Below are 16,584 nucleotides of genomic sequence, written 5' to 3' on the forward strand. Positions count from 1 at the left end.
GCACTGTCGCAATCGATTGCCGCTCGTTCGCGGGACCGGAGATGCGCAACCGCAACGTGGCATATAGCGTGCTCGACAGGCACGTCCGTTCGGCCCAGGTGGAGAAGTAGATGACAATCGATGCTCAGTCGGGTGTGAAGGGGCGCGTGGACGCCTACTTCGGTATCAGCAGGCTCGGATCGACCGTGAAGCGCGAGATCATGGCCGGCACCGTCACCTTCCTCGCGATGTCCTATGTGCTGGCGGTCAATCCTGCGGTGCTCGGCGACCACGGCACGTTGGGGGCCAAGGGAATTCCCACCCAGGCGGTGTTCACCGCGACCGCCGTCGCCGCGGTGGTGGGCACCCTCGTGATGGGTTTGTGGGCGCGCTATCCCATCGCCCTCGCGCCGGGAATGGGACTGAACGCCTTCTTCGCCTATTCGGTGGTGCTCGGCATGGGCATCCACTGGCAGGTCGCGCTGTCGGGCACGCTGCTGTCGGGCGTGATCTTCTTCGTACTCGCGATCACCAGGATCCGCGAGAAGATCATCGACGCCATTCCGATGCAGCTGAAACTGGCCGTCGGCGCGGGCATCGGCATGTTCGTGGCGTTCCTCGGGCTGAAGAACGCGGGTCTGGTGGTGGCCAGCGAGTCCACCTTCGTCCATCTGGGCGACTTCACCAAGGGGACCACCCTGCTGGCCCTGTTCGGTCTGCTGGTGACGGTGATCTTCCTGGTGCTCGGCTGGCACGGCGCGGTGCTGTACGGCATCGTCGCTACCACGATCGTGGGCATCGTCAGCGGGCTGGTCTCGCTGCCGCATGCGGTGGTGGCCATGCCGCACGGACTGGACAAGACCTTCGGGCAGGCCATCGTGAATCTGCCGCACGCGTTCACCGGACAGATGGCGATCGTCGTGCTGACCATGCTGTTCGTCGACTTCTTCGATGCCTCGGGCACCCTGATCGGCATCGCCAACCAGGCCGGGCTGCTGACCTCCGAGGGCAAGTTGCCGCGTGCGGCGCAGGCGTTCGCCTCCGATTCCATCGGCACGGCGGCCGGCGCGATCATCGGCACCTCGACCACCACCGCCTACGTCGAATCCACCGCGGGCGTCAGCGCCGGCGGACGCACCGGGATCACCGCGGTCTCGACCGCCGGGTGGTTCCTGATCGCGATGTTCCTGTTTCCGGTCTTCGACGTCGTCGCGGGCGCACCCTCGGTGACCGCACCCGCCCTGATCGTGGTCGGCGTGCTGATGTCCCGCTCGCTCGGTCAAATCGACTGGGGCGAACTGGAATACGCCATCCCGGCCTTCATCACCGTGATCATGATGCCGCTGACCTACTCGATCGCCAACGGCATCGCGATGGGTCTGCTGTTCTACCCGATCGTCATGGTCGCCAAGCGTCGCGGCCGCGAGGTCCATCCGGTCGTCTGGGTGCTGGCGGTGATCTTCCTGGCCTACTTCTTCTTCCTGGCAAACAGGTAACTTCACTGGTCAACCGGTAATTTTCGCGGTCGGGCGAACCAAGGGGCGTCCGATATCGTGGTCTCATCGAACGCAGTCCGCAACGTTGCTCCCGCCGACCATCGGCACCGAGACCACGAGGACACCGATATGACCACCACCGCGCCACACGTATCCGCCGCCGACTCGGCGGGCACGGACATCGGCCTGCTCGTGCTCCGGGTCGGTTCCGGCGGCCTGCTGTTCGTCACCGGAAGTGAGAAATTGTTCGGCTGGTTCAACGGCGCCGGATGGCAGCGAACCACCGAGAGCTTCGAGGGGATGGGCTACCAACCGGGCAAGGTGTTCGGCACCCTGGCCGGGCTGTGTGAATTCGCGGGGGGCGCGCTGCTCGTGCTCGGGCTGCTGACCCCGCTCGCCGCGGCCGTCGTCATCGGCACCATGATCAACGCGGTGCACGTGACCTGGCCGCACGGCCTGGTCGCCGCCTCCTCGGCGGTGCTGCTGATCGTCGCCGCGGCCGCCCTCGGCTTCGCCGGACCGGGTCGGATCTCGCTGGACCACGATCGTCCCTGGCATCGCCGGGGACTCGCCTGGGGGCTGGGAGCCGTGGTCCTGGGGGCCGTCGCGGCGGCGATAACGCTCGCCGTGAAGTGACGCCTACTTCCCGGCGGCGTCCAAGCGCTCGAGCGCCTTGACGACGACCTCGGGGTCGGCGGTCTCCCAGTAGGGCGGCAGCGAGGCGCGCAGGTAGGAGCCGTAGCGGGCGGTGGCCAGGCGGGAGTCCAGGATGGCGACCACGCCGCGGTCCTCGACGCTGCGCAGCAGGCGGCCGGTGCCCTGGGCGAGCAGCAGGGCGGCGTGATTGGCCGCGATCGACATGAAGCCGTTGCCGCCGCGGGACTCCACCGCCTTCTGCCGGGCCACCAGCAGCGGATCGTCCGGGCGGGGGAACGGGATGCGGTCCAGGATCACCAGGCTCAGCGATGGGCCGGGGACGTCCACGCCCTGCCACAGCGACAACGTTCCGAACAGCGACGTCTCCGGATCGTCGGCGAATTTGCGCACCAGCGCGCCGGTGGCGTCCTCGCCCTGACACAGGATCGGGGTGTCCAGGCGCTCGCGCAGGGCCTCGGTGGCCGCCTTGGCCGCGCGCATCGAGGAGAACAGGCCCAGGGTGCGTCCGCCCGCGGCGCGGATGAGCCGGTCGATCTCGTCCAGATACGCCGGGGACAACCCGTCGCGGCCGGGGGCGGGCAGATGTTTGGCGACGTACAGGATGCCGGATCTGGCATGGTCGAACGGGGAGCCGACATCGAGCGAATTCCACCGCACCACATCGGAATCCGACGGCGCCTCACCACCGTTGGCCAACGCTGAGTCGATGTGGCGTTCGCGGGGCCCTACGTGGTTACGCGAGCTGTCGCCTCCGGGCCCGTCGCTACCGCCGGCGTCCACCCGGTTCGCCGACTGCGCCGGTAGCCCCCAGGTGATCGCCAGGCCGTCGAAGGAACCGCCCACCTGCAGGGTCGCCGAGGTCAGCACCACCGTCGCGGTGCCGAACAGGCGGCTGCGCAGCAGGCCGCCGACCGAGAGCGGGGCCATGTGCAGGGTGCGGCGGGCGATGCCGCGCAGTTCGTCGGCGGCCAGCCAGATCACGTCGCGACGTGCGGCGGGATCGGACTCCTCGAAGGTGGTCAGCGCGCGGACCGCGGCGTCGTGCACCTCCTCGACCGCCGACAAGGCCATGTTGCGGGCCGCCACCTCTTCCGGATCGCCTTGCGGCGCACCGGAACCCGAGGGCGCCAGCGCGGTGCGGGTGTTCCACGCCGCGTCGCGGATCAGCGCCAGCACCGGGCCCGCGCCGCCGGGCAGCTGATCCCAGCGGCCGGGCGGCAGATCCTCGAGCAGTTCGTGCCAGGCCTCCGCGGCGCCCTCGAGCCGATCGACCTCCTGCTCGTCGACGAGTTTGGCGCAGCGTTTGGCGGCCGCGCTGATCGCGCTCGTGGACAGTTCCGCGGTCGCGACGCCGGTGACCCGGTCGACCAGTTCGTGCGCCTCGTCGATCACCACGACGTCGTGTTCGGGCAGCACCTGCACACCGCTGATGGCGTCGATGGCCAGCAGCGCGTGATTGGTGACCACCACATCGGACTGACCGGATTCGGCGCGGGCGCGCTCGGCGAAGCAGTCGGTGCCGAACGGGCAGCGCGATTTGCCCAGACATTCCCGGGACGACACGCTCACCTGCCGCCACGCTCGATCCGTGACGCCCGGGGCCACCTCGTCGCGATCACCGGTCTCGGTGTCCGAGGCCCAGTCGTTGAGCCGCTGCACCTCGCGGCCCAGGCGCGAGATGGCGAACGCGTCGAACAGTTCGGCCTCGGGTTCCTCGTCCGGAATCGCACTGTTGATCTTGTTCAGGCACAGATAGTTGTTGCGGCCCTTGAGGATCGCGAATTTCGGCCGACGCCCCAGCGGCCCGGCCAGCGCCTCGGCCAACCGCGGCAGATCCCGGTCCACCAACTGCCGCTGCAAGGCGATCGTCGCGGTGGAGACCACGACCGTGCGCCCGGTCTGCACCGCGTGCCGCAGACTCGGCACCAGGTAAGCCAGCGACTTGCCGGTCCCGGTGCCGGCCTGCACCGCCAGATGCTCCTTGGTGTCGATCGAGTGCGCGACCGCGGCCGCCATGGTCTGCTGCCCCTTGCGCGCCTTACCGCCGAGCGCTTCGACGGCGGTCGTCAACAAAGTTGGAACAGCGGGGAGTTCGGGCACTCAGGCAGACTAGCGCTCGGCTACGACACCCAATCAGAGACATAGCCCAGCCCGCGCACCTCGTTCTGCCGACCTGGGACGACGCCGACACACTCCGGAGCGAAGCGGAGGCCCCGAATACAGTTCAACTATGGATTTGGAACTCTGCTGACGTTCCCGAGAACGGGACGCGCTGGCCGCTGTGGCTTTCCGAATCGCCGTAGTAGCGGATGCGGTATCTGCCCTCGGGGGTGTCGGCCGGACTGTTCCAGGTGATGGTGACCAGCGAACTCGAGGCCGCGCCGCGCGCCCAGCGGAATGTGGTGGCCCAGTCGCCGTCGTCGGCGATCATCCGCCAGCGGCCCGCGTCGTAATGCTGCACCATCAGGTAGGTGCCGCCGCGGTGCAGATCCCGGTTGGGGTGGGCTCCGGCGAACTCGACGACGACCTTCTGGCCCGCCCGATAGGAGTTCTCCGGTTCGGTGACCACATCGCCGAAATGTTTGCCCGCGGGCGGAAAGTCCGGCGGCAGTGTGGTTTTCGCCGGTTTCTGCTGATCGGCCAGATCGGGGGCGGCGATGCCGGGCGAGACGGGCTGCCCGTCGCGCATCGCGGTCGCCAGCCCGGACACCACCTGTTGCAGGGCCGGCAGCTCCCACCGGCCGAACAGCGTGCTGGCGCCCTCGTAGCGCTGTTCGTCGTACTCCTCGGGGGTGGTGATGTAGTGGATGTACGCGTTGGCGTATCCGGCGACCAGGACGTTCGGCAACTCCGCGCCCATGATCTCGGCGACCGCGCGCCGCAGGCGAAGGCCGGCGGTGATGGTCACCTCGCCGGGGATGCCGATCAGGAACAGCTCGCCGATCCGGATCAGCTGGACCGGCGCGATCTCCTGCACGTACGGTCCGCCGAAACGGTTGAGCAGGCTGCTCGGGGCGACGATCGCCTTGGGTGACTGCGCGTCACGCAGTTTCGAGTTGAACCGGTAGGCGAGTCGGGACATCCAGTCCCACATGGGATTACGTCCCTCGCGGAAGGTCTTCCAATTCGTCGGGCCGTCGAAACTCGCACCGGCGAAGGCGGATGCGCCCGCGGCGGGTTTGGCGGTGCGGTGTTCGCTGCCGTCACCGGTGAACTCCGCGGACACGGTCATCGCCGACAGATCGACGTGGATCAACCGGCAGTCGATGTCCCCGGCCATCCGCGGCATGTACCCGTCGGAGAGTTTCGCGGCGGCCTCGTACTGCCGGGTGCCGATCTGCCGGGTGTTCTCGACTTCGTCGTTGGTGGGGCCGTGACCGGGTGCGCCGTCCAGATTCGGTGAGACGTCACCGGCATTGGTCTGTGCGAACGCGGCGACGAAATCCGGATCCTCGGAATCGACCAGATAGTCCACACCCTCGACGATGCGCTCCCAGTAGTAGGCCGCGTACCCCTTGTTGTCGCCGCTGATCAGCGTGTTGCGGTTGGTCATCGAGGTGCAGTGGGCGGCGAACCAGTCGATCGCGCCGACCGGCTCGCCGTCCCGATCGATGCGCAGCAGGGTGTTCTGCGGATCGATCGCGTCGGGGAAGAAATCCTTGTCCGCCTGCGGATTTCGGTCGAATGCGGCACGCGAGCGGTTGACGCTCGCGTCGCGCAGTTCACCGTGCGCCAGGCGCAGTGTGGCCGGGGCCAGATCCTCGTGCGCGCGTTCGACCGCCTCCACGATCCCCTCGACGATCGCGCGGAACGTCGCGGGCCGGAACCCGTCGGTCGTCTTGTTGTAGAGCTGGTGATGCGAATAGCCGCCCGGCCCGCAGTGGGTGTGCGTGGCGGTGATCATCACGTTGGATTCGCCGTAGGTGTCACCGAACCGACCGCCCAGCCGGCGCAGCACCTCCTGGGTGATGCTGGAGAAGATCAGCGGCAGATCGTTGATGATCAGCAGCACCCGGTGATCGGTGATCGGATCGGCGAATACGAAGGCGCGCGAACGCAATCGGGTGTGGATGCCGGTGCTCTTCTGATCGGCCATGCCGTATCCGAGCATCCCAGCCTCGGCCGGTTCGCCGGTGATATCGGCGATCGCGCGCCCGACCCGATGTCGGTCGGTCGAGTAGTTGGTGTCGGACATCGACCTCGTCTTCCGTAGTGTTGGAACCGGCCTGTGGACCTGGTCCAGTCTTCAACACCGTCAAACTAGTCGTGCGAGGGGCTGCCCGCAGAGCGAATGCCCACTCATGATTCGGCGTGTCCGACGAGTTCGATTCCGGCGGTGCGCATCTGCGCCAGTGCGGTCTCGGTGGTGGCGGGTGCCACAGCCGCGGTCAGGTCCAACAGTACCCGGGTGTTCAGGCCCGCCGCGCGGGCGTCCAGGGCGGTGGCGCGCACACAGTGGTCGGTGGCGATGCCGCAGACGTCGACGGTGTCGATTCCTTTGGCACGCAACCAGTCCACGAGTGACGCGCCCGCGTCGGTGCTGCCCTCGAAACCCGAATACGCGGCCGAGTAGGCGCCTTTGGAGAACACCTCCTCGATCGGGGTGGTGTCCAGATCCGGGTGGAAGTCCGCGCCGGGCGTGCCGACGCGGCAGTGCGGCGGCCAGGTGTCCACGTAGTCGGGATCATCGGAGAAGTGCGCGCCGGGATCGATGTGATGGTCCCGCGTGGCCACGATCGCGGCGTACTCGCTCGCGCCCAGGTATTCGCTGATCCGCCCGGCCACCGCCGCGCCGCCGGTGACGGCCAGCGAGCCGCCCTCGCAGAAATCGTTCTGCACATCCACCACGATGAGTGCCCTGGTCATCTCTACGTACCTCGATTTCGCATGTCGATACCGCTGGCCCGGTCCGAGACGTTACGGGATGAACGTGGTCGGGATCGCCGGTTCGCCGGGCGAGAGTTTCAGCCCCTCCCAGGGCAGGCTGACCAGGCCGTGGGCGACCAGAGCGCGGCTGTCCTGCAGGGGCGGGCGGTCCTCGATGATCTTGCCGCCACGCACCATCGGGGTCAGCAGCTCACGCGCCTCGAAGCCGTCGGTCTCCGGCGCCGGCCCGGACGCCGGGTAGACGATCTCCTCCACGATCGTCCCGGTGTGCCGGGACAGCCGCACCGCGCGTTTGGTGCCGCCGCGGGATTCCTTGTGACTGCTGCGCTTGGCCACCGGCACCCCCTCGACCTCGACCAGTTTGTAGACCATCCCGGCGGTCGGCGCGCCCGATCCGGTCACCAGGGAGGTGCCCACGCCGTAGGCGTCGACCGGTTCCGCGCGCAGTGCGGCGATCGAGTACTCGTCCAGATCGCCGGAGACCACGATGCGGGTGCGGGTCGCGCCGAGGGCGTCCAGCTGATCGCGCACCTGCCGGGCCAGCACGCCCAGATCGCCGGAATCGATACGCACACCGCCCAATTCGGGCCCGGCCACCTCGATCGCGGTGGCCACGCCCTGGGTGATGTCGAAGGTGTCCACGAGCAGGGTGGTGCCGACGCCCAGCGCCTCGATCTGACTGCGGAACGCCGCGGCCTCGTGCGCGCCGTCCGAACCGCTGTGCAGCAGGGTGAACGCGTGCGCGCTGGTGCCCGCGCCGGGAACTCCGTAGCGGCGCACCGCTTCCAGATTGGACGTCGCGTCGAATCCGGCCAGATAGGCCGCCCGCGCACTGGCCGGTGCGGCCAACTCGTGGGTGCGCCGCGAGCCCATCTCGATCATCCGCCGCCCGCCCGCGGCGCTGACCATGCGCGCGGCCGCGGACGCGATCGCGCTGTCGTGATTGAGGATCGACAGGATCAGCGTCTCGAGCACCACGCATTCGGCGAAGCTGCCGCGCACCGACAGAATCGGCGAGCCCGGGAAATACAGCTCACCCTCGCCGTAACCATCGATATCGCCGCGGAACTCGTAATCGCGCAGCCAGTTCATCGTGTCGGCGGGCAGGAATTTCTCGGCCACCGCCAGTTCGGGTTCCCGGAAACGAAATTCGGCCAGCGCGTCCAGCATTCGCCCCGCACCCGCGGCCACGCCGTATCGACGGCCGTGCGGCAATCGTCGTGCGAATACCTCGAACGTGCATTGCCGATGCGCCGATCCATCGGCGAGCGCGGCCGCGAGCATGGTGAGTTCGTACTGGTCGGTCAGCAGCGCGGTGCTGGTTGCGACATGTGCGGTGTCCACGTCGTCACTGTAGACAGAATCGGCGCGAGGATCGCGCGGTGAGTGCGCGGAAACGACATCGGTCGGGTGTTGTTTCTCCGGAGCCGAGTCGTACCCTGAAGGTTATGGGCTTGTGCATGAAGGACGCCGTCCGGGTCGCCGCCGATTCGGGCGGAGTGAACACGACGGCGGCGCACGGGGCGGGCCCGGGGGTGATGATGGCCGGGCAGGCCGTGCCCGAGGCGGTCGAGGCCACCGAGATCCTCGAGGCCGAGGATCGGCCGTGGGTGACGGTCGTCTGGGACGACCCGGTGAATCTGATGCATTACGTCACCTACATCTTCCAGAAGCTCTTCGGGTACAGCAAAGGCAAAGCAACCGAATTGATGATGCAGGTGCACAACGAAGGAAAGGCGGTGGTGTCCTCGGGCTCGCGGGACAGGATGGAACATGACGTGCAGCGTCTGCACGCCGCGGGCCTCTGGGCGACCATGCAACGTGACGAATGAGGCGGGCGACTACCGTAATCCCGTGCGCAAGTGGAGCAGAAAGAACTCGCTGAGCGGGCTCAAGCTGCGGTCGGAGATGGACGCGCGGGAGGCCGACGTGCTGCGTTCGCTGGTCGGAGCCGTCACCGGACTGCTCACCGAACGGGCCTCCTCGGGCCCCGACGACGAGCTGGCCGCGCTGACCGGGCTACGGATCGGCAATGCCACCCCTCCCGACGACCCCCGGCTGGCTCGCCTGCTGCCGGACTTCCACCGCCCCGAATCCGGTTCGCCCGACGCCGATCGCGCCGACCTCAACAGTGCCCTGCGCAGCCTGCACGAGCCGGACATCATCGATCGCAAGGTGGCCGCGGGCTCGGTGGTGCTGGACACGCTGCCCGCCCGCGGCGGCAAGATCCTGCTCACCCCGGAACAGGCCGACGCCTGGCTGACCGCCCTGAACGATGTGCGGCTGGCGTTGGGCACGGCCATCGGCATCGACGCCGACACGCCCGATCGGCTGCACCCGGACGATCCGCGCGCTCCGCATCTGGACGTCTATCACTGGCTCACCTGGATGCAGGACTCGCTCCTGAGCGCGTTGGCCCCGTAGGAATTCCTGATTCGAATCTCACTGCGCGAAAGTATTGACATCTCCTGCCACCACCACATTTCCCGGGGCGGTGCGGGAAATGCGGGGGCTGCGGCATCGGACCTGGGAATAGCCGAATATTGTTGGCCGTTGAGGACAGCGTTCCGGCGCCGCGGCGCGGAAATGGCCGGGCGTGAACGGAAGGATGCGACAGTGCTGGTGATCGAGGCCGATCTCGTGGACGCGATGGTGGCGCACGCGCGCGCCGATCATCCGGACGAGGCCTGCGGGATCATCGCCGGGCCGGAGGGTTCGGACCGCCCCGAGCGGTTCGTCGCGATGATCAACGCCGAACGCTCGCCGACCTTCTACCGCTTCGACTCCGGTGAGCAGTTGCGGGTGTGGCGCGAGATGGACGATCGCGACGAGGAAGCGGTCGTGGTCTACCACTCGCACACCGGGACCGAGGCGTACCCGAGCCGCACCGACATCTCCTACGCCTCCGAGCCGAACGCACACTACGTGCTGATCTCCACCCGCGATCCGGAGCAGCACGAGCTGCGCAGCTACCGGATCCTCGAGGGCGAGGTCACCGAGGAACCCGTCCGGATCGTGCCCGCCTACGCCGGTTCGTGAGCTACGAAGAACAAGGAGTCACCCAATGTCGGTAACCGTGTCCATCCCGACCATCATGCGTCCCCTCACCGGAGGTGAGAAGCGTGTGCAGGCCACCGGCGCGACGCTCGCCGCACTGATCGACGACCTCGAGGCCAACCACGCGGGCCTGCGCGATCGGCTGCTCAAGGACGGCAAGCTGAACCGGTACGTCAACATCTATGTCGACGACGAGGACGTGCGTTTCACCGGCGGCCTCGAGGCCGAGGTGCCCGAGGGCGGCACCGTGACCATCCTGCCGGCGGTCGCCGGCGGCGCGCGCTGACTTCCCGTGGCGCGCTACGAATCGCTGATCGAGACCCTCGGCAATACGCCGCTGGTGGGTCTGCGCACGCTGTCCCCGCAGTGGGACGGCGATGACCACGTGCGGCTGTGGGCCAAACTCGAGGACCGCAACCCCACCGGTTCCATCAAGGACCGGCCCGCGCTGAAGATGATCGAACAGGCCGAGGCGCAGGGTCTGCTGCAACCCGGGTGCACGATTCTCGAGCCGACCAGCGGCAATACCGGTATCTCGCTGGCGATGGCGGCCAAGCTCAAGGGATATCGCCTGGTCTGCGTCATGCCGGAGAACACGTCGGTGGAACGTCGTCAGCTGCTGACCATGTTCGGTGCGGAGATCATCGATTCACCGGCCGCGGGCGGTTCGAATCAGGCTGTGGCACTGGCGAAGAAGATCGCCGCGGAGAATTCCGAATGGGTGATGCTGTATCAGTACGGCAATCCCGCCAATGCCCTGGCGCATTACGAGGGCACCGGGCCGGAGATTCTCGCCGATCTGCCGGAGATCACGCATTTCGTGGCCGGTCTGGGAACCACCGGCACATTGATGGGTACGGGACGTTATCTGCGCGAACAGGTTCCCGCCATCGATATCGTCGCCGCCGAGCCGCGCTACGGCGAACTCGTCTACGGGCTGCGCAATCTCGACGAGGGATTCGTCCCGGAGCTCTACGACGAATCCGTGCTCACCTCGCGTTTCTCCGTCGGGCCCTACGACGCTGTGCGCCGCACGCGTGAATTGGTGCTTCAGGAAGGGATTTTCGCGGGGATTTCCACCGGTGCGATCCTGCACGCCGCACTCGGTGTGGCGAGTAAGGCGCGCAAAGCGGGGAAGCGCGCGGATATCGCATTCGTCGTCGCGGACGGTGGATGGAAATATCTGTCGACGGGTGCCTACGACGGAACGCTGGAAGAGGCCGAGGACAAACTCGAAGGCCAGCTCTGGGCCTGAGTTTCGGCCTTCGCTTCGCGGCAGCGGGTGCGATCGCTTCGATGTGTCGGGCGCGGTCAGTACTCTCGTAGAGGTGAGGTCCGGTTTTCCGAACCGCCTGGCCGTCGCCGGGGTGCCCCCGGACCTTGCGAGGAGGTGAGGTCCGATGACCGCGGGGATGGGATCGTCGTTCGATCCGGATCGGATCGCGGCTGTGCGCGCGCAATTGGACAAGACGTCCGGGGGCGTGTCGCGGGCGGCGACGAAACAGTTGTGGGCGCGGGCGATCGCGATCACGCTCGGGTTCGCGGCGCTGCTGTACGTCATCGAGGGGATCGACGTACTCGCCGGACACCACCTCGACCAGGCCGGGATCCGGCCGCGGAGCGCGGCGGGGCTCGAGGGGGTGGCGTTCGCGCCGCTGCTGCACGCGAACTGGGCGCACCTGATGGGCAATACGCTGCCGGTGATCGTGCTCGGACTGCTGACCATGCTGACCGGGATCGGCCGGGGGTTGAGTGCGACCGCGATCATCTGGGTGGTCAGCGGCCTGGGCGCCTGGCTGATCAGTGCCTCCGGGACGACCACGGTCGGTGCGTCGGGTCTGGTGTTCGGCTGGCTGCTGTATCTGATCTCGCGGGGGTTGTTCGCGCGCAACGTCTGGCAGGTCCTGCTGGGCGTGATCGTCGGGCTGCTGTACGGCGGAATTCTGTGGGGCGCACTGCCGGGACAGGCCGGAATCTCGTGGCAAGCACATCTTTTCGGCGCGTTGGGTGGACTGATAGCCGGTTGGGTACTCTCCGGTAATGAACGTCGTCATCGTCGCGGGGATAGTGTCGGCCGCCTCGCCTCGCCGTGACGGCTGTGGACCCCGGCCGACGAGTTGGGGGATCCCCTCTTGACCAGTAGTGCAGCGTGGGAGCATGGGGGAATGCGCCTTACCGTCATCGGGTGCTCGGGCAGCGTGTCCGGCCCGGATTCCCCCGCCTCCGGATATCTGCTGACCGGCCCGGGGATGACTCCGACGGTGATCGACTTCGGCCCCGGCGTGCTGGGCGCATTGCAACGTCATCTGGATCCGGGTGAGGTCGACATCTTCCTGACCCACCTGCACGCCGACCACTGCCTGGATCTGCCGGGTCTGCTGGTGTGGCGGCGATACCACCCGAATCCGCCGAGCGGGCGCGCGATCGTGCGTGGTCCCTCGGACGCACCGCTGCGGATCGGCAACGCCTCGGCCGAGGTCGGCGGGGAATGCGACGACTGGTCCGATGTGATCGATATGCACGCCTGGAAAGAAGGCGAATCGATCAGCTTCGGTCCCGGGCACACCGTCACCGCGCGCCGGATGTATCACCCGCCGGAGTCCTATGGCCTGCGGATCACCACCGCGGCCGGGCGGACCCTGGTCTACACCGGGGACACCGCGCTGTGCCCGGCGGTGTTCGAACTCGCGCAGGGCGCGGACGTCCTGCTCGCCGAGGCGTCCTGGACGCACGATCCGGGCAATCGTCCCGAGGGCATCCACCTGTCCGGCACCGAGGCCGGGATGGTCGCCGCCCAGGCCGGGGTGGGTGAGTTGCTGCTGACCCACATTCCGCCGTGGACCTCGCGCGAGGACGTCATCGCCGAGGCGAAGGAGCAGTTCACCGGTCCGGTGCACGCGGTTTCGCCCGGTGAGGTCTTCGATATCTAGGATTCGCCCCGCGTGCGGCGCCGTCCGGGCTCTCGGCAGGAGAGATTCGGGGGGAGCGCGGATTTGGTGATCGGCTACCACTAGGCTGCTGGCTGTGTCGAGACGAGCCGATGGCAGGGCGGACGATGAGCTCCGCGAGGTCCGCATCACCCGGGGATTCACCACTCATCCCGCAGGGTCGGTGCTGGTGGAGTTCGGGCAGACGCGGGTGATGTGCACCGCGAGCGTCACCGACGGGGTTCCCCCGTGGCGCCGGGACTCCGGATTGGGCTGGCTCACAGCCGAATACGCGATGTTGCCCGCGGCCACGCACACCCGCAGCGGGCGCGAGTCGGTGAAGGGCAAGGTCGGCGGTCGCACCCAGGAGATCAGCCGGTTGGTCGGGCGCTCGCTGCGCGCCTGCATCGACCTGGCCGCGATCGGGGAGAACACCATCGCCATCGACTGCGACGTGTTGCAGGCCGACGGCGGCACCCGTACTGCCGCGATCACCGGTGCGTACGTCGCGCTGGCCGATGCGGTGACCTATCTGGGGGCGGCCGGACGCCTGGCCGACCCGCAGCCCATCTCGTGCATGATCGCCGCGGTGAGCGTCGGCGTGGTCGACGGCCGGGTGCGCCTGGACCTGCCGTACGAGGAGGATTCGCGCGCCGAGGTCGATATGAACGTGGTCGCCACCGACACCGGAACTCTGGTCGAGATCCAAGGCACCGGCGAGGGGGCGACGTTCCCGCGCTCCACCCTGGACAAAATGCTGGATTCCGCGCTGGCCGGATGTGAGCAGCTGTTCGCCGTCCAGAAGGCGGCGCTGGAGCAGCCGTATCCGGGCGTGCTGCCCGAGCCGGAGAAGAAGAAGTAGTGGCGCGCCGGGTACTGGTCGCCAGCCGCAACGCCAAGAAGCTCGGCGAGCTGCGCCGGATTCTGGCCGAGGCCGGCGTCGAGGGGCTCGAGATCGTCGGACTCGACGAGGTGCCCCCGTACGAGGAGGCTCCCGAAACCGGCGCGACCTTCGAGGAGAACGCCCTGGCCAAGGCCCGCGACGGCGCTGCGGCCACCGGATTGGCCTGTGTCGCGGACGATTCCGGCATCGCGGTGGATGCCCTGAACGGCATGCCGGGCGTGCTGTCCGCGCGCTGGTCCGGCCGTCACGGCGACGACCCGGCCAACAGCGACCTGCTGCTGGGCCAGCTCTCCGACGTTCCCGACGAGCGTCGCGGCGCACAGTTCGTCTCCGCCTGCGCCCTGGTCGCCGACGGTCGCGAGGTCGTCGAGATCGGCGAATGGCCCGGCCACATAGCCCGCAAACCCGCCGGCGACGGCGGCTTCGGCTATGACCCCCTCTTCGTCCCCCACGGCGGCACCGTCTCCGCCGCCGAACTCACCCCCGCCGAGAAGGACGCCGCTTCCCACCGCGGCCGCGCCCTGCGCGCCCTGCTCCCCGCCCTGGCAGCTCTCGCCGAGTAGTTGGTCCCGGCCACCCCGGGACTTCGTCGTCGAGTGCGCGGAGTCTCGGGTGTCGGGCCGACGGCTGACCGGCCGGTCACCTTCAGGGCGTGTCCGGGGAGTTACTCGTGTTCTTCCGAGATCAGTTGTCGCGCAACCGCGTCAGAAGTTGTACTTTTCCTTGACCTGTTTGGCGTTGGTGTGTTCGACGAAGAAGGACAGCAGGGGGATGGTGCCTGCCAGGAGGGTGCCGATGGTGCGGCCGACGGGCCAGCGGACCTTGACGGCGAGGTCGGCGGTGACGATCAGGTAGACGAAGTACACCCAGCCGTGGACCACGGCGATCCAGTTGGGGGTGTGCACGTCGAAGCCGTACTTGGCGATCATCTCGGCGCACAGCAACAGCAGCCAGGTACCGGTGGCCCAGGCCAGCACGCGGTAGCGCAGGAATGCCGGTCGAACCTTGGCGGCCGACGCGCCGCGGGCGGGCGCGGCCGGGGCATCCGGGGCCGGGGTGGCCGCGGGTGCGCTCACTTCGGCGGTTTCGATGTTCTCGCTGGCGCTCAACCGGCGCTCCTCTCGGTCTCGCGGGCATCGAGCCCGGCGGCACGCATCTGCTCGTGCAGGTCCTGGGCGTGCAGATCGGCCAGGTACCTGTTGTATTCGGCGAGCACCGGATCCTGCGTGCGCTGCACGGTCGGCCGCTCGGGCAGGATGCCCGCCGGAATCTCGCGCTGCACAGCGGGTTTCAAGATCTCGGGCTGTTCGGACTCGGGGGCGTCGGCCTCGCGTTCGAGGCGGACGAACCGCACGTAGGCGAACACCACGAATCCGGCGAACAGCGGCCACTGCAGTGCGTAGCCGAGGTTCTGCCCGGTCCCGGTCCCGGATTGGAATCGTCCCCACTGCCACCAGCCCAAAGCGAGGCAGGTCAGCGCCGCGACGATCACCAGGATGATCAGTGCTGGACGGCGGTGCGGAGCGGACACGGCTACCACGGTACTCGTCTACTACACGTTCCGTAGGGGCAGGTCCACTCCAGGGTAGCGATTGCCGTCACCCCGATCGAGCACCCGTGACCGGGGCTACGACAGGGGCCGGGTCCGCGGGCGATCAGAACGTGTAGTGCACGCCGGTGAGCCGCTCGGACTCGTCCCACAGTCGGCGCTGCAACTCGCGGTCCTCGGACAGCTTGCTCGACGGTGATACCCGCACCGGCCCTTGACTGCCGAACAGCCGAGTCGGGCCCCAGTACCGGTTCGGATCTGCATCGGGCATGGTGGCGGCGAACAGACTCGAGTGCGCGGCGCGGGCGGGCGAGTGTCCGATCACCGCGATCGCCGGTTTGGCCACCTTGTCCACCAGGGTCTCGGTCCGGGTGAACAGATCGGTCGCCGAGACGCCGGGATGCACCGCGTAGGAGCGTTTGGTCGAGCCGGCCTCGCTCAGGCGTCGCTGCAGTTCGCGGGCGAACATCAGGTTCGACAGCTTGGACTGGGCGTAGGCGAGATTGCGCTGATAGCGGCGGTGCTCGTAGTTCAGGTCGTCGATCCAGAGCTTGGGCGTCTGGCGGTGCGCGATGCTGGCCAGGGTCACCACTCGATCGCGCACGCGGTCCAGCAGTAGTCCGGTCAGCGCGAAATGGCCGAGATGGTTGACGCCCCACTGGGTTTCGAAACCGTCCTTGGTGCGCGAGAACGGGATGTTCATCAGTCCGGCGTTGTTGATCAGCACGTCGAATTCGCCGCTGTGCTCGGCGAATTCGCGGACCGAGGACAGATCGGCCAGATCCAGCGCCGCGACCGTGACCTCGCCGTCGATTCCGTCGGCGACCTGCTGGGCGGTGGCGGTGTTGCGGCAGGCCATGATCACTCTGGCCCCCTTACCGGCCAGCGCGGCCGTGGTGTGCTTGCCGATGCCGCCGTTCGCGCCGGTGATGACGAAGGTGCGGCCGGTCAGATCGGGAATTTCGCTGGGCTTCCAGGTCATTGCGCGGACCTTTGCTGGTGTGGTCGTCCGGGCAGCGCCCTGCTGCCCGTCAGCAATCTTACTTAGGAGTAAGTTCTGGCGGAAGGTTCCAGCGTGGCGTGTCTGTATTTGCTAATTATTTGCTCATATGACCTTGGTCCTGGCTG

At 67.8% G+C, this 16,584-nt stretch carries 18 protein-coding genes; 11 read left to right on the forward strand and 7 right to left on the reverse strand.

Features of this window, described 5'->3' with window-relative positions; translation table 11 throughout:
• Positions 1-110 precede the first annotated feature (110 nt).
• A complete protein-coding gene (locus ON40_RS46425; protein WP_051194624.1) occupies positions 111-1,475 on the forward strand; it encodes an NCS2 family permease in 1,365 nt (454 codons plus the stop codon).
• A gap of 129 nt (positions 1,476-1,604) precedes the next feature.
• Entirely contained in the window at positions 1,605-2,111 is a 507-nt protein-coding gene (locus tag ON40_RS46430) for a DoxX family protein (RefSeq protein WP_040832402.1), read from the forward strand.
• A 3-nt stretch (positions 2,112-2,114) separates the two neighbouring features.
• Here ON40_RS46430 and ON40_RS46435 read toward each other — a convergent pair whose 3' ends face one another.
• The 4 genes from ON40_RS46435 to ON40_RS46450 form a co-directional block, all read right to left on the reverse strand.
• Complete coding sequence (locus ON40_RS46435) at positions 2,115-4,232, reverse strand: ATP-dependent DNA helicase (protein ID WP_040832404.1); 2,118 nt, start codon at positions 4,230-4,232, stop codon at positions 2,115-2,117.
• Between the two features lie 124 nt (positions 4,233-4,356).
• The gene (locus ON40_RS46440; RefSeq protein WP_040832406.1) at positions 4,357-6,327 is read right to left on the reverse strand and encodes a neutral/alkaline ceramidase; all 1,971 of its coding nucleotides are present in this window, start codon (positions 6,325-6,327) and stop codon (positions 4,357-4,359) included.
• Positions 6,328-6,431: 104 nt separating this feature from the next.
• Entirely contained in the window at positions 6,432-6,998 is a 567-nt protein-coding gene (locus ON40_RS46445) for a nicotinamidase (RefSeq protein WP_040832408.1), read from the reverse strand.
• 51 nt (positions 6,999-7,049) lie between these two features.
• The gene (locus ON40_RS46450) at positions 7,050-8,363 is read right to left on the reverse strand and encodes a nicotinate phosphoribosyltransferase (protein ID WP_040832410.1); all 1,314 of its coding nucleotides are present in this window, start codon (positions 8,361-8,363) and stop codon (positions 7,050-7,052) included.
• Positions 8,364-8,557: 194 nt separating this feature from the next.
• On the opposite strand from ON40_RS46450, the gene clpS reads away from it, so the two are divergent.
• From clpS to ON40_RS46495, 9 genes are all read left to right on the forward strand, one after another.
• Positions 8,558-8,851: an ATP-dependent Clp protease adapter ClpS gene (gene clpS, locus ON40_RS46455; RefSeq protein ID WP_040832648.1), complete on the forward strand. Its 294-nt coding sequence runs from the start codon at positions 8,558-8,560 to the stop codon at positions 8,849-8,851.
• A 22-nt stretch (positions 8,852-8,873) separates the two neighbouring features.
• On the forward strand, positions 8,874-9,443 hold the full coding sequence (gene aosR, locus ON40_RS46460; RefSeq protein ID WP_040832412.1) for an oxidative stress transcriptional regulator AosR: 570 nt from the start codon (positions 8,874-8,876) through the stop codon (positions 9,441-9,443).
• A 192-nt stretch (positions 9,444-9,635) separates the two neighbouring features.
• Positions 9,636-10,058: a M67 family metallopeptidase gene (locus ON40_RS46465; protein WP_040832649.1), complete on the forward strand. Its 423-nt coding sequence runs from the start codon at positions 9,636-9,638 to the stop codon at positions 10,056-10,058.
• A gap of 25 nt (positions 10,059-10,083) precedes the next feature.
• Complete coding sequence (locus ON40_RS46470) at positions 10,084-10,362, forward strand: MoaD/ThiS family protein (RefSeq protein WP_040832414.1); 279 nt, start codon at positions 10,084-10,086, stop codon at positions 10,360-10,362.
• 6 nt (positions 10,363-10,368) lie between these two features.
• Positions 10,369-11,331 (forward strand): PLP-dependent cysteine synthase family protein, encoded by a 963-nt coding sequence (locus tag ON40_RS46475; RefSeq protein ID WP_040832416.1) that lies wholly within the window; start codon positions 10,369-10,371, stop codon positions 11,329-11,331.
• 145 nt (positions 11,332-11,476) lie between these two features.
• Complete coding sequence (locus tag ON40_RS46480) at positions 11,477-12,169, forward strand: rhomboid family intramembrane serine protease (protein ID WP_083896457.1); 693 nt, start codon at positions 11,477-11,479, stop codon at positions 12,167-12,169.
• Between the two features lie 72 nt (positions 12,170-12,241).
• Positions 12,242-13,006: a cyclic nucleotide-degrading phosphodiesterase gene (locus ON40_RS46485; RefSeq protein ID WP_040832418.1), complete on the forward strand. Its 765-nt coding sequence runs from the start codon at positions 12,242-12,244 to the stop codon at positions 13,004-13,006.
• Between the two features lie 94 nt (positions 13,007-13,100).
• Positions 13,101-13,865, forward strand: coding sequence for a ribonuclease PH (rph, locus tag ON40_RS46490; protein WP_040832420.1), 765 nt, complete (start codon positions 13,101-13,103; stop codon positions 13,863-13,865).
• Positions 13,865-14,470 (forward strand): non-canonical purine NTP pyrophosphatase, encoded by a 606-nt coding sequence (locus ON40_RS46495; protein WP_040832422.1) that lies wholly within the window; start codon positions 13,865-13,867, stop codon positions 14,468-14,470. The genes rph and ON40_RS46495 overlap by 1 nt, the downstream gene beginning before the upstream one ends.
• Before the next feature lie 141 nt (positions 14,471-14,611).
• Here the strand turns inward: ON40_RS46495 and ON40_RS46500 are convergent, their stop codons facing one another.
• From ON40_RS46500 to ON40_RS46510, 3 genes are all read right to left on the reverse strand, one after another.
• Positions 14,612-14,983: a DUF3817 domain-containing protein gene (locus ON40_RS46500; protein WP_083896480.1), complete on the reverse strand. Its 372-nt coding sequence runs from the start codon at positions 14,981-14,983 to the stop codon at positions 14,612-14,614.
• A 29-nt stretch (positions 14,984-15,012) separates the two neighbouring features.
• Entirely contained in the window at positions 15,013-15,438 is a 426-nt protein-coding gene (locus tag ON40_RS46505; protein WP_040832426.1) for a glucitol operon activator, read from the reverse strand.
• Between the two features lie 124 nt (positions 15,439-15,562).
• A complete protein-coding gene (locus tag ON40_RS46510) occupies positions 15,563-16,438 on the reverse strand; it encodes an oxidoreductase (RefSeq protein WP_040832428.1) in 876 nt (291 codons plus the stop codon).
• Positions 16,439-16,584 lie beyond the last annotated feature (146 nt).

This window comes from Nocardia jiangxiensis NBRC 101359 (genome assembly GCF_000308615.1).
GTDB lineage: Bacteria > Actinomycetota > Actinomycetes > Mycobacteriales > Mycobacteriaceae > Nocardia > Nocardia jiangxiensis.